The following is a 19,046-nucleotide window of genomic DNA, read 5'->3' on the forward strand; positions in this document are numbered from 1 at the left end:
GTTTTGTAGATACGGAGGTCGCCATGCCCGACCCGAAACGCGGCGTCGCTGAAACGGCGAAGGTCTTTACCCATGGCGGAAGCCAGGCGGTCCGGCTGCCCAAGGCTTTCCGCTTCGAAGGCACGGAGGTCCGTATCCGCAGGGATGGAGACGCCGTTATCCTTGAGCCCAAGCCCGCCGAGCGCCGCCGCCCCTGCACCGAGGCGGAATGGAAAGCGTTCTGGGCGCGCATCGATGCGCTTGGCGATCCGGCTGAACCGTTCCCCGATCCGCCGCCGCAGACCATCACGCCAATCAAGGCGTGGGACGATTGACCCTCTGTCTGGACAGCGCGACGCTGATCGACCTGATCCGGGGGCGATCGCCGAACGTGCGCGACAATTATCGCGCGGCGGTTCAATCCGGCCTCGAGTTCGCAGTCCCCGCCGTCGTCATGCACGAACTGTTTGCGGGCATGGCCACCAGCCGAAATCCCGCTATCGAGCGCAAGCGGATGGAGGAGACTCTCATCGGCTTGCCGGTGGTGGACCTGACGGCGGACGATGTGGAAACGACCGGCAGGGTCGCGGGCGATCTGAGGGTGTGCGGCCAGTCCATTGGCGATATCGACACCCTGATCGCCGGCCAGGCCCTGGCGCGAGGCTGGACGGTTGTGACACGCAACGTTCGTCATTTTGGACGAGTGGAAGGCCTGCCACTGATTGATTGGTCCGTAGGCCGCGATCTGCTCTCCGCCGCAGCCATTGCCTCACGCATCGAGGCGACGGCCCAACCATGATCGAGATCGCCCGTTTCGCCGATGTCTATGAGGCCGAGATCGCGGCATCGCGCCTGCGAGCGGACGGCTATGCTGCGGTGCTGGGCGGCGCCGAGCACGTGAAGGTCAATCCTCTGGTGCTTCAGGCGCTGGGCGGCGTGAACCTGTCCGTACCGAACGATTAGGCCGCTGCCGCGCGGACACTGCTTGAACGCCTGCGGGGCGGCGCGGAACGCATCGAGGACGCGGACCCCGTCACCGCCGATCCGGTGCGCAAGGCCGGGCCGCTGGCGTTCCTCGCGGCGATCGGGCTGGGCTTTCTGATCGGCTCATAGGGCCTACGTCCATATTTGACGCAGTCGCATGCTTTCATCACCGAGCCCTCACGGGTCCGGTCTTTGACAACTCAATCTCATCCGGCAATGCGGCGGGTCCACAGACGCCAGGGGAGTGGACGGCGGACTCAGTAGACTCAGTAGACTCTGTAGACTGTGTTTTGAGTGGACGGAGTGGACGCCGTGGACTGGGTTTTCGGCCGCCCTCGCATCCCCCGCCCGCCAAAACCGCTATCGCGTCCTGTCCCGACCCGTCAGTTCGCCCAGCACCTCCTCCGTATCCTGCCCCAGTGCAGGCGGAGCCCGATCATAGGTGACCGGCGTCGCGGACATCCGGATCGGCGAGGCCACGGTTCGCACCGGCCCGGACAGGTCCGCCCGCGCCTGCGTCACCTCAAGCCCGCGATGCTTCGCCTGCGGCTCGTCGAACACCTGATCGACCGTATTGACCGGGCCGCAGGGCACGCCGGCCGCCTCCAGCTTCGTCATCAGCCCATGCATGGTCAGGCCCGCGGTCAGGGCCGACAGCTCGACGGTCATCACCGCGCGATGCTCGATGCGCAGGGCGTTGGTGAGGAAGCGGGGGTCGGCGCCGAGGCCGGGCGCGCCCAAGGCCTGCGCCAGCGACCGGAACTGGCCGTCGTTGCCCACGGCGATGACGACCATACCATCCGTGCACGGAAAGGGTTGGTACGGGGCCAGGTTCGGATGCGCATTGCCCATCCGTGTCGGCGCCTTGCCCGAGACGAACCAGTTGGTCGCCTGATTGGCCAGCATGGCGGCCTGGACGTCGAACAGGGCGATGTCGATATGCTGGCCCTGGCCGGTCGCCCGCGCATGCAGCAGGGCCGCCATGATGGCGTTCGAGGCGTACAGGCCGGTGAACAGGTCGACGACCGCGACCCCCACCTTCATCGGCTCGGCCCCGGCCGCGCCATCCGGCTGACCGGTGATCGACATCAGCCCGCCCATGGCCTGGATCATGTAGTCATAGCCGGCGCGGTGGGCGTCGGGCCCGTCCTGGCCGAAGCCGGTGATCGAACAATAGACCAGCTTAGGATTGATCGCCGACAGGGCGGCATGGTCGAGGCCGTATTTCTTCAGCCCGCCCGTCTTGAAATTCTCGACCACCACGTCGCAGGTCTTGCTCAGCTCACGGACGATATCCGCCCCCTCGGGCGTGGCCAGATCCAGCTCGACCGACTTCTTGCCCCGGTTGGCGCACAGGAAATAGGCCGCGTCGCCCTTCGATCCGTCGGCCCTGGTCGTGAACGGCGGGCCCCAGTGGCGGGTGTCGTCGCCGACGCCGGGCCGCTCGATCTTGATCACCTCGGCCCCCAGATCGGCCAGCATCTGCGTCGCCCATGGCCCGGCCAGCACGCGGGACAGGTCGAGGACGCGAACGCCGGAAAGGGGGCCGTGGGTCATGGGGCGCCTATATCTCTCCCTCCCCCTCCGGGGGAGGGTGGTCGCGCAGCGACCGGGTGGGGGCGGCTCGGCGACAAGGACGCCGGCGTTTGTCTCGCCGAGCCCTCCCCACCCCGCCGTCGCTTCGCGCCGACGACCCTCCCCCTCCGGGGGAGGGAGACGTGAGGAATCACAAGCCCGGATCCCACACCCCGGCGTCGCGCATGCGGCATTCGCGGGCGGCGCGGGCTCGGCCGCTGACTTCGTCGGCCATGCAACAGACCTCGCTCGAGACCGTGGACTTGTGCAATCCCGGCACAAGGGCGTGCATGAAGGCGCAGCTCGCCAGTTTCAGCAGGCGGAATCCGAACCGCGACGAGGCGGCCATATGGTGAAAATAGCTCTCGTCGACCTCGCGCGGGTGTTCGACGAACAGGCGATGGAAGGTGCGGCTCATGGCGACAGTCTAGCCTGCGTCGGGCCGTCCCTCTACCCGACCGGTGCATTTTGGCCTAAACCGCGCGCCAGAACAGGGGGGCCGGATCGGAAGACCATTCCGGCGCGCCCCCCGGCATGCTCAGGAAAGACGACCCATGGCCGACGGCGCCTCCGCTCCCCACAAGACCTTCCGCTGGGACGACCCGCTGGACCTTTCGGGCCGGCTGACCGACGACGAGCGGATGATCCAGGACGCGGCGCGGTCCTACGCCCGCGAGAAACTGCTGCCGCGCGTGGTCGAGGCCTTCCGCGACGAGACCTTCGACCGCGCCATCATGACCGAGCTGGGCGAGATGGGCTTCCTCGGCGCCATGCTGCCGGAACAGTACGGCGGCTCCTCGGTCAGCCACGTCGCCTATGGCCTGATCGCGCGCGAGATCGAGGCGGTCGACAGCGGCTACCGCTCGGCCATGTCGGTCCAGTCGTCGCTGGCCATGTACCCCATCTACGCCTTCGGCTCCGAGGAGCAGAAGATGCGCTTCCTGCCGCGCATGGCGGCCGGCGAACTGGTCGGCTGCTTCGGTCTGACCGAGGCCGACGGCGGCTCCGATCCGGCCTCGATGAAGACGAAGGCGGTCGCGGTCGAGGGCGGCTACAGGCTGAACGGCGCCAAATACTGGATCACCAACAGCCCGATCTCCGACCTGGCCGTCGTCTGGGCCAAGCTGGATGACGTCATCCGCGGCTTCATCGTCGAACGCGGCATGGACGGCTTCACCACCGACAAGATCGGCGACAAGCTGAGCCTGCGCGCCTCCATCACCGGCGACATCGGCCTGAACGACGTCTTCGTGCCCGAGGAAAACCTGCTGCCCGGCGTCAAGGGTCTGCGCGGTCCCTTCTCGTGCCTGAACAAGGCGCGATACGGCATCGCCTGGGGCGCGATGGGCGCCGCCGAGGCCTGTTTCCACCTGACCCGCGACTATGTCGGCGAGCGCATGCTGTTCGGCCGCCCGCTGTCGTCGCGCCAGCTGGTGCAGAAGAAGCTGGCCGACATGCAGACCGAGATCTTCCTCGGCTTCGAGGGCGCGCTGGCGCTGGGCCGGCTGCTGGACCAGGGGGCCTGGGTCCCCGAGGCCATCTCGATGATGAAGCGCAACAACTGCGGCAAGGCCTTGGCCATCGCCCGCGAGGCCCGCGACATGCACGGCGGCGCCGGCATCACCGGCGAGATGCACGTCATGCGCCACGCCATGAACCTCGAGACGGTCAATACCTATGAGGGCGCCCACGACGTCCACGCCCTGATCCTGGGTCGGGCCATCACGGGCGAGAGCGCCTTCTAGGTCCCGTTTCGACAACTGTCGTCATCGCCGCTTTCCCGCGCTAGGGTCGGGTGATCACGGGGGACCCAGCGATGCGGCGTTTCAACCTTCGGGCCGGCGGCCTGTCACTGCTGGCGCTCGTCGTCGCGGTTCCGTTGCTGGCGGCCGAGCCCGCGGTCGCCCAGCAGTCGCCCGTGCCCTTCGACGCCGAGCGCGGGGTCTTCACCTTCGCCAACGGCCTGGAACGGGCCCTGCCCGCCGTGGTGCAGGTGACGACCCTGGGCCAGTCCGAGGGGCCAAGCTCCGGCGAAAACGAGCCCAGGCCCATCTCAAGCGGTTCGGGCGCCATCATCGACGCGCGCGAAGGCATCGTCGTCACCAACAACCACGTGGTCGAGGGTGGGCGGAAATTCACCGTCGACATGACCGACGGCCGCATCTTCGACGCGGTCCTGATCGGCACGGACAAGGCGACCGACCTGGCCGTGCTGAAGATCGAGGCGGCCGGCCTGTCGCAGATCGAGGTGGCCAGCTCCGATTCGCTGAGGACCGGCGACCTGGCCTTCGCGGTCGGCTATCCGCTGGGTCTGGACCAGACCCTGACCATGGGCGTGATCTCGGGCCTGGGCCGGTCGGGCATGGGCGATCGGATCGAGGACTATATCCAGACCGACGCGGCCGTGAATTCGGGCAATTCGGGCGGACCATTGCTGGACAGCCGGGGCCGGCTGATCGGCATCAACACCTCCATCCTGTCGGGCGGCGGCGGCGGCAACGACGGCATCGCCTTCGCCGTGCCCAGCCGCATCCTGATGTACGTCGTGGCCCAGCTGCGTGAGACCGGAGAGGTCAAGCGCGGCACGACAGGGGTGATCCTCGGCTCGCTGAACGCCGAGCGGTCGCGCGACTTCGGCCTCGGTATCGTGCGCGGGGCCGTTGTCGAGGACGTGGCGCCGGGCTCTTCGGCCGAGGCCGGGGGCCTGCGCCGCGGTGATGTCATCACCCGCATCCAGAACCGCCCGGTCTCCAACGCCGGCACCGTCGCCGCGACCGTCGGCATCGCCGCGCCGGGCACCCAGGTCGCGGTCGTCTATCTGCGAGACGGGCGCGAGGGGCGCACGACCATGACCGTCGAGACTCCGGTCGACCGTCTGATGATCGCCGGCGCCGACGCGGTGATCGCCCGCGGGGCGGCGATGCGTCAGGCGAGCGATGGTCTGCAGGTGTTTTCCGTCGAAGGCGGCTCGTCCGCCGCCGCGGCCGGTTTGCAGGCCGGCGACATGATCCGCTCGGTCGACGGTCAGGCGACCTCCGACCTTGCCGCCCTGGCCCGGGCGATGGACGGAACGGGCGAAAGGACCCTCTCGGTCGCGCGCGGCGAGGAAACGGTGGAGATCCGCCTGCCCTGACCCCGACCACGCTCCGAACAGCAAAACGCCCGCTCTGCCGGAGGGGGGAGGGTGGCGGAGCGGGCGTCTCGCTTTGGAGGAAGCATCGACCCGCCGGAGCCCTTGGTGGAGAAATCCAGGAGGGGCTGGGGGGGCTGTTCAGGATCCGGAACTGCTCCGAACTCCAGCGAGCCGATGCATCAGACTTCACCCTGCAAGGCGGCGGGCGATTGGCCGAAGCGAGGCGATTTCATGTTCGGTGCGATTTCCGCACGGGGCTGTTCTTGCCGACACAGTGTTCGGTCAGGAGCGTCGGCCACATCAGCGGCGACTCTGGCGTTTCGCGAATGTCGGCGTAACCTGATGCTGATGAGCGACGCCGCCGATCTGCAGTCTCAGCCCGGACCGGTCTTCTTCGACCGCAAGGAACTGGACCTGATTCTCAGGGTCTACGGCCGGATGGTCGCCGCCGCCGAATGGCGCGACTACGCCATGGTCGGGCACAGGGACGTGGCCGAGTTCGCCGTCTTCCGCCGTTCGGGCGACGCGCCGCTCTACCGGATCGAGAAACGGCCCGCCCTGCGCCTGAAGCAGGGCCAGTGGGCCGTCATTGGCGAAGGCGGCCACGTGCTGCGCCGGGGCCGCGACCTGGCCCAGGTCCTGCGCGTCTTCGACAGCCGCCGCTTCTCGATCGTCGAATAGAAAAGGCCCCGGCGTTTCCGCCGGGGCCTCTATGCGCTCGGGTTTCGCGACCGCCTAGTCGCGGCTGCCGCCCATGAACATCAGCAGGAACTGGAACAGGTTCACGAAATTGATGAACAGCGACAAGGCGCCAAAGCCGGTCGCCACGCCCATGGCGGCCTTGTCGCCGCCCAGGGAATAGTAGGTCATCTTCAGCCGCTGGGTGTCGAAGGCGATCAGGCCCGAGAAGATCAGCACGCCGAGGCCGCTGATGATCAGGGCCATCATGCCCGACTGAAGGAACATGTTGACCACCATGGCGATGATCAGGCCGATCACGCCCATGATCAGGAAGCTGCCCATCGCGGTCAGATCCTTCTTGGTCGTGTAGCCGAACAGGCTCAGCCCCCCGAACGCCGCGGCGGTGACGAAGAAGGTCGAGGCGACCGATTCGCCGGTGTAACGCAGGAAGACGATGCCCAGTCCGGCGCCGATGGTCGCGACGACGGCCCAGTAGAGCAGGTTCACGCCGCCCGCCGTCGGGTTCTTCATGAAGAACATCGAGCCGAACAGCATCACCAGCGGCGAGAACTGGACGATCATGCCCAGCATGGTCAGGCCGATGCGGCCGTCCGGACGCACCGCGAACAGCAGTTCCTGCACGGCGGGGACGTTGCCGGTCAGATAGGCCAGGGCGCCGGCGACCACCAGGCCGAGGGCCAGTTTATTGTAGACGCCCAGCATGAAGCCGCGCAGGCCCGCGTCCACCGACATGTCGGCGGTGGCGGGCATCGAATAGCCGTTTCTGAAATCGCTCATGGCGATGTCGGTCCTCCGTTGGGCCGGGCAATCCCGGCCTTTGCACAAATATCGGGCCGCACAGCCCCTTCCGCAAGGAAAACCGGACTTGGGCGCAACGATCCCAGCCGCTACCAAAGGCCGCATGATCCGGTTGTTCACCGCCCTGTCCGTTCCCGATGACGTGGTCGAGACCCTGGCGCGCCGCCAGACCGGCCTGCCCGGCGCCCGCTGGCGCACCGCCGAACAGCTGCACATCACCCTGACCTTCTACGGGGAGGTCGATGGCCGCAGGGCCGATGATCTGGCCGTAGAACTGGAACGGGCGGCGGCGGGCGGGCCGTTCGAGATCGCGCTCCAGGGCGTGGGCGCCTTCGGCGACGACTATCGAACCCGGACCCTGTGGGCCGGGATCGAGCCCAGCGAGCGCCTGTCAGTCCTGGCCGGGCGAACCCGCAGCGCCGCGGAGCGGGCCGGGATCGCGTTGGAGCGCCGCGATTATCGGCCCCACATGACGCTGGCCTATCTGAAGCCGCACGCCAATCCGGACCGGATCGGCGCCTGGATCGCGGGGCATAACCTGCTGCATTCGCCCCCGATCCGGATTGACCGGTTCGGCCTCTACTCCAGCGTCCTGACCCACGAGGGCAGCCACTACGAACTTGAAAGGGAGTACCTGCTTTGACCGGACCGGTGCTTGAAACCGAACGCCTGACCCTGCGGCCCATCGCCATGGAAGACTTCCCGCGCTGGGCCGGGATGATGGCCGATCCAGAGGCGGCGAAATTCCTCGGCGGGCCCCAGCCGGCGGCGGTCGCCTGGCGCGGCTTCATGACCATGGCCGGGGCCTGGAGCCTGACGGGCGTCTCCATGTTCTCGTTGATTGAACGTGGGACCGGCCTGTGGCTCGGCCGGATCGGTCCGTGGAGGCCGCACGACTGGCCCGGGACCGAGGTCGGCTGGGGTCTGCATCCGGACGCCCAGGGCAAGGGCTACGGGGCCGAGGCGGCGATCGCGACGATCGACTACGCCTTCGATGTCCTGGGCTGGACCGAGGTCATCCACTGCATCGACCCGGATAATGTCCCGTCGCAACGGCTGGCGGAACGGATCGGCTCGTACAATCAAGGGCCGACGCAGCTGCCCCAGCCGTATCACGAGTTGCCGATCGACCGCTGGGGCCAGACTCGCGAAGAGTGGCGGGCGCGCTCGCGAGCCTGAGCCCGACGGGCCCTTTCGCGCGTTACAAGGTCAAGCTTTGACGCCACGCCGCCATCCGGTAGGCAGGATGTCGAAATCACGAAGGATGGTCGGATGCGGGTTCTTGTTCTGGGCGGCGACGGTTTCTGCGGCTGGCCGACGGCCTTGCACCTGTCGGCGCGCGGGTGGGATGTCTGCGTCGTCGACAACCTCAGCCGGCGCAACATCGACAATGAGCTTGAGGTCCAGTCCCTGACCCCCATCCGCACCATGGGCGAGCGCATCGCAGCCTGGAAGGAGGTCAGCGGCCAGACCATCGACTTCGTCAACATGACCGTCGGCAAGGAGTTCGACCGTCTCGTCGCCCTGATCCGTGAGTGGAAACCCGACAGCGTGGTCCATTTCGCCGAACAGCGGGCCGCGCCCTATTCGATGAAGTCGGCGCGGCATAAATTGTACACGGTCGACAACAACCTGAACGCCACCAACCACCTGCTGGCGGCGATCGTCGAGAGCGGCCTGGACGTGCACCTGGCCCACCTGGGGACCATGGGCGTCTATGGCTACACCACCGCCGGGCTGCGCATCCCCGAGGGCTATCTGAAGATCACCGTCGACACCGACTTCGGCCCGGCCGAGCAGGAGATTCTGTTCCCGCCGAACCCGGGCTCGATCTATCACATGACCAAGACCCAGGACGCCCTGCTGTTCCAGTTCTACGCCAGGAACGACGGGCTGCGGATCACCGACCTGCACCAGGGCATTGTCTGGGGCACCCAGACGGAAGAGACGCGCCGGGACGAGCGGCTGATCAACCGCTTCGACTATGACGGCGACTACGGCACGGTGCTGAACCGGTTCCTGATGCAGTCTGCGGTCGGCTATCCGCTGACGGTGCACGGCACGGGCGGCCAGACGCGGGCCTTCATTCACATTCAGGATACGGTGCGCTGCGTCGAGCTGGCCCTGGCCAATCCGCCCAAGGTCGGCGACCGGGTCAAGATCCTGAACCAGATGACCGAGAGCCGCCGGGTGCGCGACCTGGCCGCCATGATCGCCGACATGACCGGCGCCGAAGTCCACAACGTGCCCAATCCGCGCCAGGAGGCCGACGAGAACGAACTGGTCGTCGCCAACGACCAGTTCCGCGACCTGGGCCTGAAGCCGATCACCCTCGCCCAGGGCCTGCTGGACGAGGTCACCGACATCGCCCGCCGCTACGCCGACCGCGCGGACCTGTCCAAGGTGCCTTGCGTTTCTACCTGGAACAGCAAGCGCGCCAGGGCGGTGCAGACCGAACCCACCCTGACCGTACCGCCCAAGGCGCCGGTTCACGTCCGCTCGGCCTGAGGCCCTTCCATGTCTGACGCTCCCGCATCCCTGCTGATCTTCGGCGGCGGCTGGCTCGGACAGGCGACGGCGCGCGAGATGATCCGGCGGGGCGGCCGCGTCGTCCTGACCAGCCGGGACGCCGGCACGCGCGCCGCCCTGAGCGCCGACGGGTTCGCCGCAATTGATCCAGCCGACTCAGTGGCGCTGACGGCGGCGGTCGCTGGCGCCTCGGCCATCCTGATCACCGCTCCGCCGGAGGCGATCGGCTGTCCGGGCGTGAAGGCGCTGTTGCCCGCGATCACCGCGGCGGGATCCTGGCCCGACTGGATCGGCTACGTCTCTTCCACGGCCGTCTATGGCGACCGCGCCGGGGGCTGGGCGCTTGAGGACAGCGAACTGAACGCCGCCAGCCTGGAAGGCGCGCGCCGCGTGCGCGCCGAGCGCGACTGGCTGGACGCCGCCCAGGGCATGGGCCTGACGGTTCAGCTGTTCCGGTTGCCGGCCCTCTACGGTCCCGGCCGCTCGCCCCTGGACCGCCTGCGCGACGGGACGGCGCGGCTGGTCAGGAAGCCGGGCCAGGTGTTCAACCGTGTCCATGTGGAGGACGCGGTCTCAGGCCTGTTCGCCTCCATGGCGCGCCCCCGACCGGGCGCAACGTACATCCTGTGCGACGATGAACCCGCGCCTGCCGACGTGGTCATGGAGGGCGCGGCGCGCCGGCTGGGGCTTCCCGTCCCCCCGGAGGTCGACTGGAACGACCCCTCGGTCAGCGAGGCGATGCGGCGCTTCTATGTGGACTCCAAGCGGCTCTCGAACGCCCGCGCCAAGGCCGAGCTCGGCTGGCGACCGAAATATCCGACCTGGCGCGAGGGACTGGAATCCCTGATCGTCGACGCCGGTGCATAGAGACAATCCGGCAGTGACATCGTGGACATCGCGACCATGACACCAGCGACAATCACGACAATGAAAAACCGCGTCAGAACGGCAGCAGATTCCGCTGGCGGCTGTAGGCCATGGTGCCGACGTTGGCGCCCAGGCGCAGGCCCACGCCGGTGCGGATCGGCGCCAGGACGATGCCGTCGGCGCGCTGGTAGTTCACGCCCAAGCCGCCGATCAGATAGGCCGAGCCCTCCACGCCGGGATAGCGGCGATAGATCATGTCCGGGTGGAACAGGCCGTAGACCAGGGTGAAGACGCGGCTGGCGTTGCCGCCGACATCCCAGCCGATGGAGATGCCCTGCCAGAACACTTCCTGCGAAGCCGACAGATCCTTCATATGCAGGGCGCCCCGGCCATAGCGCGCACCGACACCCACCGCTCCGGACGCCTCCTCGCCGGCGATATAGGCCGTCGGACGGTCGCCCTGTTCGGCGAAGATGCGCTCGATGGCGCCGCCGAGGGCCTCGGCGGCGATGCCCAGTTCGCGCGAGCCGGCGGCGATCAGTTCGTCGGCCGTATAGGCCTGGGCCTGCTGGTCGGAGGCGATCGGATAGTTGGGATCGCCGCCCTGGCCGTTAGTGGCGCAGGCGGACAGACCTGCGGCGCCGGCGGTGGCGGCGAGACCGGAAAGGATCATTTGGCGGCGGTGCATGGGCTGGCTCCGTGGGTAGGCGCGACGGTCCGCCCGACTCACGCAGGCGCTTCAAGCACCGTCGCCGCTCTTTGAGTCAGCCTTGCGGCGGCGAGGTTAACGGGAGGTTGCCAGGGTCCTCGCGACGCGGCCGCGGGTGCGTCCGATTCTGACGCAGGGTCGATCTATTCTCCCGTTCATGATCCAGACCGCTTCCAAATTTGTCCGCGACCGCTCACCGGACACTGACCCTGCCCTCGTCACGGCCGGGAAAGTCGCGCGTCTTCAGTCGCTTGCCTCCGGATCGGAGCACAAGAGTCCGATATGTCCGCTGTTTTCGAGCGGACTCTGCGGGTCAGCTTCGCAGCGTCGCGCCCAGCTTGCTGGCGGCCGCGACGATCCGCGCCGAAAGCGCCTCGATCTCCGCCTCGGTCAGGGTCGCCTCGACCGGCTGGATCACGACCTCCAGCGCCACCGACTTCATGCCCTCGGGCACGCCCGCGCCGCGATAGACGTCGAACACCCGCACATCGGCGATCAGGGCCTTGTCGGCCCCGGCCACCGCGCGCGTCAGGTCGCCGGCCGCCTTGCCATCCTCGACCACGAAGGCGAAGTCGCGGGTCAGCGGCATCAGGTTGGCGAGGTTGGCGGCGCCGCGCGCCTTGGATTTCGCCCCACGCGGTTCCGGAACGGCGTCCAGCACGATCTCGAACGCCAGCATCGGCCCGTCGGCGTCCAGCGCCTTGAGCACCCGGGGATGCAGGGCGCCGAACTCGACCATGATGGTCTTGGGGCCCAGCTGAAGCCGGGCCGAGCGTCCGGGATGCCACCAGTCGCGGTTCTGGCCCTGGACCAGCTGCAGCGAGCCCACCGGCGCGCCCAGTTCCTCCAGCAGAGCCATCAGGTCGCCCTTGAGGCCGAACAGGGCTTCCTCGGCTCCGCCGCCCCAGTGACGCGCTGAACGCGGCGCGATCAGGCCGGCGATGACCGTCCGCTGGCCAGTCGGGCTGTCGTCCAGATAGATGGGCCCGATCTCGAACAGGGCGGCGTCGGCATGGCCGCGCGCGGCGTTGCGGGCGGCGGCCTGGATCAGGTTGGGCAGGGCCGAGGGCCGCATGCAGTCCAGGTCGGCCGCGATGGGGTTCTCGACCAGCAGCCGCTCATCCCCGCCTCCGAACAGGGCCGCCGTCGACTGTCTGGTGAAGGACCAGGTGACGGCCTCGGCATAGCCCATGGCGGCCAGCGCGCGGCGCGCGCGGCGGACGCGGGCCTGACGCGGGTTCAGGACGCCGCGCGAGGGCGCGCCCTGATCAGGCAGGGGAGTCGACGGCAGGGCGTCATAGCCCTGGATGCGTGCGACCTCCTCCACCAGATCGGCCGGACCTTCGACGTCACGACGCCAGGACGGGGGGGTCACGGTCCACGTCGTCGCCCGCACCACTTCGAAACCCAGCCGGGTCAGGATTTCGGCGATCCGGTCGTCATCCAGCGACAGGCCCGTAAGCTGACCGACCCGGGCCGGATCAAAGGCGACCGACGCAGGGCTGGCGGGGGCATGACCTGCCACCACGACCTCGGACGGCTCGCCGCCGCAGAGGTCCAGGATCAGGCGCGTCGCCAGTTCAAGACCCGGAACCACGAAGCCCGTGTCGACGCCTCGCGCGAACCGGTACTGGGCGTCAGAATTGATCGCCAGCGTGCGTCCCGTCTGGGCCGTGACGATAGGATCGAACCAGGCGCTTTCGAGGAAGACGTCGGCTGTATCATCCGAACATCCCGTCGACTCCCCGCCCATGACGCCGCCCAGGCCGATGGGCCGCTCGCCGCCGGCGTCGGCGATCACGCACATCGCCGGATCGACCGTATAGGTCTTGCCGTCCAGGGCGATCAGGTGCTCGTGTTCGCCTGTGCCCGAGGCGACCTGCCCGCCGCGCACCACGATCGAGCCGCCCACCAGCTTGGCGGCGTCATAGACGTGGAGGGGCCGGCAACGGTCGTAGGCGATCAGATTGGTGACATCGACAAGCCGGTTGATGGAGCGCAGGCCGATGGCTGCCAGCCGCCGCTGCAGCCATTCGGGCGAGGGCCCGTTCGTGACGCCGCGGATCAACCGGCCGGCGAAGATCGGGCACATCTCCGGCGTCTCGATGCGCACCGTGATGGGCGACGGATAGCCTCCCGCCACCGGAACCACCGAGGGCGTCTTCAGCTGACCCAGGCTGGCGGCCGCCAGGTCGCGCGCGATGCCGGCCACGCCCAGCCAGTCGGGCCGGTTCGGAGTCACCTCGAAATCGATCACCGGCTCGGCGCCGAACACCCCGGCCGCCGGGGTTCCGACCGCCAGGTCGTCGGCCAGTTCCAGAATGCCGTCGCTTTCGTCAGCCAGCTCCAGCTCCGAAGCCGAGCACAGCATCCCGTTCGAGACCACGCCGCGCACCGGCTTCTCGACCAGGGTCACCCCCAGTCCGGGCACGAAGGCGCCGATGGGCGCATAGATGGTCGTCAGGCCCGCGCGCGCGTTCGGCGCGCCGCAGACGATCTCCTTCATCCCGTCGACGGTATCGACCTGACAGACCTGCAGCCGGTCGGCGTTGGGATGGCGTTCGGCCGAGACGATCCGGGCGACCGTGAACGGCGCCAGGGCCGCGATCGGGTCGTGGACCTCTTCCACCTCCAGCCCCGCCATGGTCATGGCTGCGGCCACGGCCGCCACGTCGGCGTCCGTATCGAGATGTTCCTTCAGCCAGGAGAGGGTGAATTTCACGCGAGGGTTCCAGAGGGTTTCGCAACGCCCGACATCGATTTGACGCCGCCCTGCAGGTCTTCCAGCAGATCATCCGATCCGGTGAAGCCGACCTGGACGAAACGACAGCGCACGAACCGGCAATTGCCCACTCCGACAACCCCGGCCATCTTGTCCTGACCGACGGGGCGGTACAGCAGATTTCGCACGTCGGCCGTCGTGCCCATCGCGCAGCTGTCGAACGTGGTGCCGCTCATTACCGCCATCACCGCCGGCCCCTCGATCAGGCAATCGGTGAAGGTCTTGCCGTCGATGAACATCTGGCCCGCGTTCCAGTGCTGGACCGCCAGCTGGGGCAGCCAGACGGATTCCTTCTCGAAGCTGGTGCGCGCCACCAGGGCGCGGCCGGCGGCTTCTTCCGGGGACATGGTCGGGGTCTGGTCGGTCATGGTTGCGGTCTCTCGATTTCAGTTCTGGCCATCAGCCGACGGGGACCTGTTCGATCAGCATCTTCAGCAGTTCCTCGTTCCCCGTGATTCCCAGGGTGTTGAACCGGCAGTTCGTGAAGGTGCAGTTGCGGACGGGAATGGCTCCGATCCCCATGTTGCCCATCGGCTGGAACAGCATGTTGCGCATGTCGCCGCTGGTGGGACCGAAATTGGTGCTCTGGAAGTGGACGCCTTCCAGAACCAGCATCAGCGCCGGCCCCTCGAGGACGCAATCCGCGAAGCTGCGGCCCTCGATCATCACCCCGCCGCCGGCCTGAACGCTGGCGCGGTAGAGGTCGAACAGGGCGAAGGTGGCCCCGCTGAACTCCGTCGCGAGCGGGTCCAGGGTGCGGGACGGGGCCGTGGGGGAGAAGGGCTGGTCGGTCATCAGGACAGTCCGCTTGCAGGGTTGGGGGCGGCGAAGGCGGAGAAGCCGTAGTGGCCCAGCCATCGGGTGTCGGCGTCGAACATCGGCCGCAGATCCGGAATGCCGTACTTCAGCATGGCCAGGCGATCCACGCCCATGCCGAAGGCGAAGCCCTGGTATTCGTCCGGGTCGATGCCGCAGTTGCGCAGCACATTGGGGTGCACCATTCCGCAGCCGAGAATTTCCATCCAGCTGTCGCCGGTGTTCAGCTTCAGTTCGCCGCCTGAGCGGTCGCAGCGGATGTCCATCTCGGCCGACGGCTCGGTGAACGGGAAGTGGTGCGGGCGGAAGCGCGCGTCGACGCCGTCCACCTCGAAGAAGCGGGCAACGAAGGTCTCGAGCGTCCACTTCAGGTGGCCCATGTGGATGTCGCGGTCGATGACCAGGCCCTCGACCTGATGGAACATCGGCGTGTGGGTGGCGTCGCTGTCCTTCCGGAAGGTGCGGCCGGGGGCGATGATCCGGATCGGCGGCTTCTGCGTCATCATGGTCCGCACCTGCACCGGGCTGGTGTGGGTGCGCAGCACCTTGCGCTCGCCGGTCTCCGGATCGGGCTTGAGGAAGAAGGTGTCGTGCATCTCCCGCGCCGGGTGTTTGGGCGGGAAGTTCAGGGCCGTGAAATTGTGGAAGTCGTCCTCGATGTCCGGGCCCTCGGCCACGGCGAAGCCCATGTCGGCGAACAGGGCGATCATCTCGTCCATCACCTGCATGGTCGGATGCACCGAGCCCTTGCGGCGCGGACGGGCCGGCAGCGTCAGGTCGATACGCTCGGCCTGCAATCTGATGTCCAGCTCAGCGGCTTCCAGCTCGGCCTTTCGGGCAGCGAGGGCAGAGGAAACCCGGTCGCGCAGGCCGTTGATCATTGGTCCCTGTTCGCGCCGCTCGTCGGGGCTCAGCGCGCCCATGCCCTTCAGCAGACCGGAGATGGAGCCGGACTTGCCGAGCGCGGCGACGCGCAGTTCCTCGACCGCGGCTGCGGTTTCCGCGCCGCCGATGGCGTTGATCAGGTCGAGTTCGAGTTGGGCGAGATCGGTCATTGCGACCGTCGTCTAGCGGGCGCGGACGGTTTCGTCACCCCGCCCGCCGGACGGAAGCGCGACGGGTCAGTCCTCGAGGACGAAGGAGACCTTCATATTGACGCGGTATTCCACGATCTCGCCGCCCTTGACGACGACCTTCTGCTCCTGGACCCAGGCGCCCGCGACATTGTTGAGGGTCTTGTCGGCCCGGGCGATGCCCCGTTTCAGCGCGTCCTCGAAGCTGACGGTGGACGAGGCGGTGACTTCGGTGACCTTGGCGATGGACATGGGATTCCCCGGGGTTGAAGGCTCGCCGGATATTGTGGCGGCGCTGTCTCAACGGGACGGGGCGGCGGGGGTTGCGTGGACCCCTCACGACGACGCCCGCCCCGGAGGCCGGAGCGGGCGTTCATCGGTTCAGCGGGTCAGCCTAGACCTTCAGCGCGTCGCGGACCTTGTCGGCCACGGCCTTGAAGGCGGCTTCGTCAGCGGCCATCGCGGACAGGACCTTGCGGTCCAGCTCGATGCCGGCCTCGCCGAGGCCGTGCATGAACTGCGAATAGGTGAAGCCTTCCAGACGCGCGGCGGCGTTGATGCGCTGGATCCACAGGGCGCGGAACGAGCGCTTCTTGTTGCGGCGGTCGCGGTAGGCGTATTGGCCGGCGCGATCGACCGCGGCCTTGGCGGTGCGGATGGTGTTCTTGCGGCGGCCGTAGAAACCCTTGGCCTGCTTGAGAACCTTCTTGTGTCTGGCGTGTGAAACTACGCCCCGTTTGACGCGAGCCATGTCGCTATCCTTTCAAATTCTGTGTGGAGATCAGGTCGAGATGCAGCGCGCCGATCAGGCGTACGGCATGTAGGACTTGATCTTCTTGGCGTCGGCGTCGGCCATGACCGAGGTGCCGCGGTTCTGGCGGATGTATTTGCTGTTGTGGCTGATCAAGCGGTGCCGCTTGCCTGCCACGCCGGCCTTGACCTTGCCAGTCGCCGTGAATTTGAAGCGCTTCTTGGCGCCAGACTTCGTCTTCAGTTTGGGCATTTTCACTCTCTTTTTGAGTGGGTTGCCGGTTCTTCAGGCCTTGCGGGCCGTCGGATTGGAAACCCTGATGAGAACCGCCCAGGCATGCCTTTTAGCCCGGCGGTTCGGTACGCGAAGGCGCGGCTTCTAGGCCACGCAGCGCACAAAGGCAAGGCGTTCGGTCATCGCGGCGGATTATGCTGCTCGAGGAAGCGTACGGTTTCAGCCAGCATCCAGTTGCGCGTCGCGGCGCGGGACAGCCAGTGATCCTCGCTGGGCAGTTCGATCAGTTCAAAGGGCTTGCCCGCACGGCGCAGGGCGTCTGCGAAAATGCGGCTCTGCTCGAATGGCACCACCGTATCGTCGCGACCGTGCAGCATCAAGATCGGCGCGTCGGCCCGGGCGGCCTGATCCGCGGGCGAGGTCTGCGCCAGATCGCGATCGCCCAGTCGGTCGGCGCCCATGAAGCGATTCCAGTAGCGCACCACCGGCGAGTCGCGCCGTCCGCCCTGCTCGGCCTCCCATTGCACCATCCGGCGCAGGTCCGAAACGCCGGCGACGGCGACGGCGCAGCGATAGATTCCGGGATCGAGCGTTGGCCCGGCCATCGCCGCATAGCCGCCGTAGCTGGCCCCGACGATGCACACACGGGCCGGGTCAGCGATCCCTTCCGAGGCCAGCCAGCGCACGCCGTCCGACAGGTCCGTCTGCATCTTGCGGCCCCATTCGCCATAGCCCGCTTCCAGATGGGCCGTTCCCAGCCCGTCAGAACCACGGAAATTCGGCTGCAGCACCGCATAGCCACGCGAGGCCATGGCCTGGGCCCACCAGTCGAAGCCCATATTGTCCCGCGCCGCCGGCCCCCCGTGAGGGAAAACGATCAGCGGCAGGCCCTTGGGATCGGTCACGCCGGGCGGCAGGGTCAGATAGCCGGGGATGCGCATGCCGTCAGCGGCCAGATAGCTGATGGGCCGCACCTCGCCAACGCGGGCGCCGGTGATGGCCGGATAGGCCTCGCCGACGATCTCGGCCGTCCGGCGATCCAGGTCCACCAGTTGATAGGTGCCGGCATCGCCCGCGCCCTGGGTGAAGACGACGATCTGGCGCATGTCGTCGGACCAGGATCTCAGGCTCAGCTGCTTGCCGCGGAACGCCGCCTGCACCGACCGCCAGGCGCGGTCAGCCTGGGGATCGAGGAACTGCCAGGTCACCTCGTCGTCGTCCCCGACCGTCTGCGCCCCGATCAGCAGCCTGGTCCTGGGGTGATGGATCAGACCGGTGGGCCGGCCTTCGAACGGCAGGTCCGAAATGGCGCCGGTTGCGAGATCGAGGGCGTAGAAGCCTTCCTCGCGTCCGTCGATCCGGCCGTTCAGCACAACACTGCCCGTGGTTTGTCCGAAGCCTGCCAGTCCCGGCGTGTCTATCCTTGCGTCCGTCTGCCACATCGTGCGCCAGAAGCCGGAGCGTCGGGCCTGAACCTCATAGGTCTCCCCGTCATAAGTGACGCGGGCGACGGGCTCGCCGTCGACGTCCAGCAATGAAGGCGGGCCCTTGCGGTCGGGATCGACGTGTTCCTCGCCGATACCGGTCGACAGGTTGATGTTGAAAAGGCCCGCGCCCTGGCGACCCTGGCCAACGACGATCAGCGACGGTTCACCATCGATCGTGCGCACGATCGGCGCGCCGAACACCTTGGCGAAGACGCCGGGCGTGTGGGTCAGGGCCAGCGAGACACGCCGCGTGGGAATCTCGTAGATGGACACATCGGCCAGCTCGGATCGCCTCAGGCCGATGGAGGCCCCGACCTGGGTGGCGGTGCTGTAGATATAGACATGGTCCTCGCCGACCCAGCCGAGATCCCTCACCTTGACCGGCCCGGCGCGGACCCCGCCGATCAGGCTCATGTCGTTCAGATCGTTGATGACGAGGGCGCGCTCCTCGCCGACGACGGTGACATAGGCCATCCGGTCGCCGCTGGGCGAGACCTCGACCAGTTCATGCGCGGGCATGGCCCCATAGGCCTCCAGCGGCGCGACGTCCTGGGCCCGAACCGCCCCGGCCGTCAGGATCGCGCCCGCTGCGGCCAGCGCAGACGCCATATATCGGATAGTCATTGT

22 protein-coding genes are annotated in these 19,046 nt (G+C 67.7%); 10 read left to right on the forward strand and 12 right to left on the reverse strand.

All coding sequences use genetic code 11. The annotated features are described in order from the left end of the window. Positions 1-23 precede the first annotated feature (23 nt). Genes PSV23_RS12690 through PSV23_RS12700 form a run of 3 tightly spaced genes read left to right on the forward strand, consistent with a single transcriptional unit; the run spans position 24 to position 942 of the window. Positions 24-314 carry an antitoxin gene (locus PSV23_RS12690; RefSeq protein WP_300469517.1) on the forward strand — a complete coding sequence of 97 codons (291 nt, stop codon included), beginning with the start codon at positions 24-26 and terminating at the stop codon, positions 312-314. Then, positions 311-778 carry a type II toxin-antitoxin system VapC family toxin gene (locus PSV23_RS12695; protein WP_300469519.1) on the forward strand — a complete coding sequence of 156 codons (468 nt, stop codon included), beginning with the start codon at positions 311-313 and terminating at the stop codon, positions 776-778. Before PSV23_RS12690 ends, PSV23_RS12695 begins: the two co-directional genes overlap by 4 nt. Then, entirely contained in the window at positions 775-942 is a 168-nt protein-coding gene (locus PSV23_RS12700) for a hypothetical protein (RefSeq protein WP_300469521.1), read from the forward strand. The genes PSV23_RS12695 and PSV23_RS12700 overlap by 4 nt, the downstream gene beginning before the upstream one ends. A gap of 381 nt (positions 943-1,323) precedes the next feature. Here PSV23_RS12700 and PSV23_RS12705 read toward each other — a convergent pair whose 3' ends face one another. Together PSV23_RS12705 and PSV23_RS12710 are read right to left on the reverse strand one after the other, a co-directional pair. Then, positions 1,324-2,520, reverse strand: coding sequence for a CaiB/BaiF CoA-transferase family protein (locus PSV23_RS12705; RefSeq protein ID WP_300469523.1), 1,197 nt, complete (start codon positions 2,518-2,520; stop codon positions 1,324-1,326). A gap of 169 nt (positions 2,521-2,689) precedes the next feature. Continuing rightward, on the reverse strand, positions 2,690-2,956 hold the full coding sequence (locus PSV23_RS12710; protein WP_300469525.1) for a DUF6356 family protein: 267 nt from the start codon (positions 2,954-2,956) through the stop codon (positions 2,690-2,692). Positions 2,957-3,092: 136 nt separating this feature from the next. On the opposite strand from PSV23_RS12710, the gene PSV23_RS12715 reads away from it, so the two are divergent. From PSV23_RS12715 to PSV23_RS12725, 3 genes are all read left to right on the forward strand, one after another. After that, positions 3,093-4,283: an acyl-CoA dehydrogenase gene (locus PSV23_RS12715; protein WP_300469527.1), complete on the forward strand. Its 1,191-nt coding sequence runs from the start codon at positions 3,093-3,095 to the stop codon at positions 4,281-4,283. Between the two features lie 71 nt (positions 4,284-4,354). Then, entirely contained in the window at positions 4,355-5,671 is a 1,317-nt protein-coding gene (locus tag PSV23_RS12720) for a trypsin-like peptidase domain-containing protein (RefSeq protein WP_300469529.1), read from the forward strand. A 342-nt stretch (positions 5,672-6,013) separates the two neighbouring features. Then, positions 6,014-6,352: a DUF2794 domain-containing protein gene (locus PSV23_RS12725; RefSeq protein ID WP_300469531.1), complete on the forward strand. Its 339-nt coding sequence runs from the start codon at positions 6,014-6,016 to the stop codon at positions 6,350-6,352. 54 nt (positions 6,353-6,406) lie between these two features. Here PSV23_RS12725 and PSV23_RS12730 read toward each other — a convergent pair whose 3' ends face one another. Next, entirely contained in the window at positions 6,407-7,150 is a 744-nt protein-coding gene (locus PSV23_RS12730; protein ID WP_300469533.1) for a Bax inhibitor-1/YccA family protein, read from the reverse strand. A 124-nt stretch (positions 7,151-7,274) separates the two neighbouring features. Here PSV23_RS12730 and thpR point away from each other — a divergent pair, with 124 nt between their 5' ends. The 4 genes from thpR (at position 7,275) to PSV23_RS12750 (ending at position 10,567) form a co-directional block, all read left to right on the forward strand. Next, positions 7,275-7,814 (forward strand): RNA 2',3'-cyclic phosphodiesterase, encoded by a 540-nt coding sequence (thpR, locus tag PSV23_RS12735; RefSeq protein WP_300469535.1) that lies wholly within the window; start codon positions 7,275-7,277, stop codon positions 7,812-7,814. Between the two features lie 8 nt (positions 7,815-7,822). Beyond that, positions 7,823-8,350, forward strand: coding sequence for a GNAT family N-acetyltransferase (locus PSV23_RS12740; RefSeq protein WP_300469537.1), 528 nt, complete (start codon positions 7,823-7,825; stop codon positions 8,348-8,350). Positions 8,351-8,443: 93 nt separating this feature from the next. Further along, positions 8,444-9,679, forward strand: a complete 1,236-nt coding sequence (locus PSV23_RS12745; RefSeq protein WP_300469539.1) for an NAD-dependent epimerase/dehydratase family protein — start codon at positions 8,444-8,446, stop codon at positions 9,677-9,679. A 9-nt stretch (positions 9,680-9,688) separates the two neighbouring features. Further along, positions 9,689-10,567: an NAD-dependent epimerase/dehydratase family protein gene (locus tag PSV23_RS12750; RefSeq protein ID WP_300469540.1), complete on the forward strand. Its 879-nt coding sequence runs from the start codon at positions 9,689-9,691 to the stop codon at positions 10,565-10,567. A gap of 73 nt (positions 10,568-10,640) precedes the next feature. Here the strand turns inward: PSV23_RS12750 and PSV23_RS12755 are convergent, their stop codons facing one another. The 9 genes from PSV23_RS12755 to PSV23_RS12795 all read right to left on the reverse strand — a co-directional run bounded on the left by PSV23_RS12755 (position 10,641) and on the right by PSV23_RS12795 (position 19,043). Beyond that, the gene (locus PSV23_RS12755; RefSeq protein WP_300469543.1) at positions 10,641-11,255 is read right to left on the reverse strand and encodes a DUF1134 domain-containing protein; all 615 of its coding nucleotides are present in this window, start codon (positions 11,253-11,255) and stop codon (positions 10,641-10,643) included. A 334-nt stretch (positions 11,256-11,589) separates the two neighbouring features. Further along, positions 11,590-13,998, reverse strand: a complete 2,409-nt coding sequence (pheT, locus tag PSV23_RS12760; protein ID WP_300469545.1) for a phenylalanine--tRNA ligase subunit beta — start codon at positions 13,996-13,998, stop codon at positions 11,590-11,592. Beyond that, entirely contained in the window at positions 13,995-14,426 is a 432-nt protein-coding gene (locus PSV23_RS12765; protein WP_300469548.1) for a hypothetical protein, read from the reverse strand. The genes pheT and PSV23_RS12765 overlap by 4 nt, the downstream gene beginning before the upstream one ends. Positions 14,427-14,457: 31 nt before the next feature. Then, on the reverse strand, positions 14,458-14,853 hold the full coding sequence (locus PSV23_RS12770) for a hypothetical protein (protein WP_300469550.1): 396 nt from the start codon (positions 14,851-14,853) through the stop codon (positions 14,458-14,460). Further along, a complete protein-coding gene (gene pheS, locus PSV23_RS12775) occupies positions 14,853-15,929 on the reverse strand; it encodes a phenylalanine--tRNA ligase subunit alpha (RefSeq protein ID WP_300469552.1) in 1,077 nt (358 codons plus the stop codon). The genes PSV23_RS12770 and pheS overlap by 1 nt, the downstream gene beginning before the upstream one ends. Positions 15,930-15,995: 66 nt before the next feature. Beyond that, a complete protein-coding gene (locus PSV23_RS12780; RefSeq protein ID WP_055827449.1) occupies positions 15,996-16,199 on the reverse strand; it encodes a dodecin family protein in 204 nt (67 codons plus the stop codon). A 142-nt stretch (positions 16,200-16,341) separates the two neighbouring features. Further along, on the reverse strand, positions 16,342-16,698 hold the full coding sequence (gene rplT, locus PSV23_RS12785; protein ID WP_300469554.1) for a 50S ribosomal protein L20: 357 nt from the start codon (positions 16,696-16,698) through the stop codon (positions 16,342-16,344). 54 nt (positions 16,699-16,752) lie between these two features. Then, positions 16,753-16,950 carry a 50S ribosomal protein L35 gene (rpmI, locus tag PSV23_RS12790; RefSeq protein WP_003166435.1) on the reverse strand — a complete coding sequence of 66 codons (198 nt, stop codon included), beginning with the start codon at positions 16,948-16,950 and terminating at the stop codon, positions 16,753-16,755. A gap of 161 nt (positions 16,951-17,111) precedes the next feature. Then, positions 17,112-19,043, reverse strand: coding sequence for a S9 family peptidase (locus PSV23_RS12795; protein WP_300469556.1), 1,932 nt, complete (start codon positions 19,041-19,043; stop codon positions 17,112-17,114). Positions 19,044-19,046: the final 3 nt, after the last annotated feature.

Origin of the sequence: Brevundimonas sp., from assembly GCF_029946145.1 — a bacterium.
Taxonomy (GTDB): domain Bacteria; phylum Pseudomonadota; class Alphaproteobacteria; order Caulobacterales; family Caulobacteraceae; genus Brevundimonas.

Excerpts from the sequence above, each read along its gene's own strand:
- PSV23_RS12715 (WP_300469527.1), top strand. The coding sequence starts at position 3,093 with ATGGCCGACGGCGCCTCCGCTCCCCACAAGACCTTCCGCTGGGACGAC.
- PSV23_RS12780 (WP_055827449.1), bottom strand. The coding sequence starts at position 16,199 with ATGTCCATCGCCAAGGTCACCGAAGTCACCGCCTCGTCCACCGTCAGC.
- PSV23_RS12690 (WP_300469517.1), top strand. The coding sequence starts at position 24 with ATGCCCGACCCGAAACGCGGCGTCGCTGAAACGGCGAAGGTCTTTACC.
- PSV23_RS12725 (WP_300469531.1), top strand. The coding sequence starts at position 6,014 with ATGCTGATGAGCGACGCCGCCGATCTGCAGTCTCAGCCCGGACCGGTC.
- rplT (WP_300469554.1), bottom strand. The coding sequence starts at position 16,698 with ATGGCTCGCGTCAAACGGGGCGTAGTTTCACACGCCAGACACAAGAAG.
- PSV23_RS12700 (WP_300469521.1), top strand. The coding sequence starts at position 775 with ATGATCGAGATCGCCCGTTTCGCCGATGTCTATGAGGCCGAGATCGCG.
- rpmI (WP_003166435.1), bottom strand. The coding sequence starts at position 16,950 with ATGCCCAAACTGAAGACGAAGTCTGGCGCCAAGAAGCGCTTCAAATTC.
- PSV23_RS12765 (WP_300469548.1), bottom strand. The coding sequence starts at position 14,426 with ATGACCGACCAGACCCCGACCATGTCCCCGGAAGAAGCCGCCGGCCGC.
- PSV23_RS12710 (WP_300469525.1), bottom strand. The coding sequence starts at position 2,956 with ATGAGCCGCACCTTCCATCGCCTGTTCGTCGAACACCCGCGCGAGGTC.
- PSV23_RS12795 (WP_300469556.1), bottom strand. The coding sequence starts at position 19,043 with ATGACTATCCGATATATGGCGTCTGCGCTGGCCGCAGCGGGCGCGATC.
- PSV23_RS12730 (WP_300469533.1), bottom strand. The coding sequence starts at position 7,150 with ATGAGCGATTTCAGAAACGGCTATTCGATGCCCGCCACCGCCGACATG.
- pheS (WP_300469552.1), bottom strand. The coding sequence starts at position 15,929 with ATGACCGATCTCGCCCAACTCGAACTCGACCTGATCAACGCCATCGGC.
- PSV23_RS12745 (WP_300469539.1), top strand. The coding sequence starts at position 8,444 with ATGCGGGTTCTTGTTCTGGGCGGCGACGGTTTCTGCGGCTGGCCGACG.
- thpR (WP_300469535.1), top strand. The coding sequence starts at position 7,275 with ATGATCCGGTTGTTCACCGCCCTGTCCGTTCCCGATGACGTGGTCGAG.
- PSV23_RS12720 (WP_300469529.1), top strand. The coding sequence starts at position 4,355 with ATGCGGCGTTTCAACCTTCGGGCCGGCGGCCTGTCACTGCTGGCGCTC.
- PSV23_RS12750 (WP_300469540.1), top strand. The coding sequence starts at position 9,689 with ATGTCTGACGCTCCCGCATCCCTGCTGATCTTCGGCGGCGGCTGGCTC.
- PSV23_RS12770 (WP_300469550.1), bottom strand. The coding sequence starts at position 14,853 with ATGACCGACCAGCCCTTCTCCCCCACGGCCCCGTCCCGCACCCTGGAC.
- PSV23_RS12705 (WP_300469523.1), bottom strand. The coding sequence starts at position 2,520 with ATGACCCACGGCCCCCTTTCCGGCGTTCGCGTCCTCGACCTGTCCCGC.
- PSV23_RS12755 (WP_300469543.1), bottom strand. The coding sequence starts at position 11,255 with ATGCACCGCCGCCAAATGATCCTTTCCGGTCTCGCCGCCACCGCCGGC.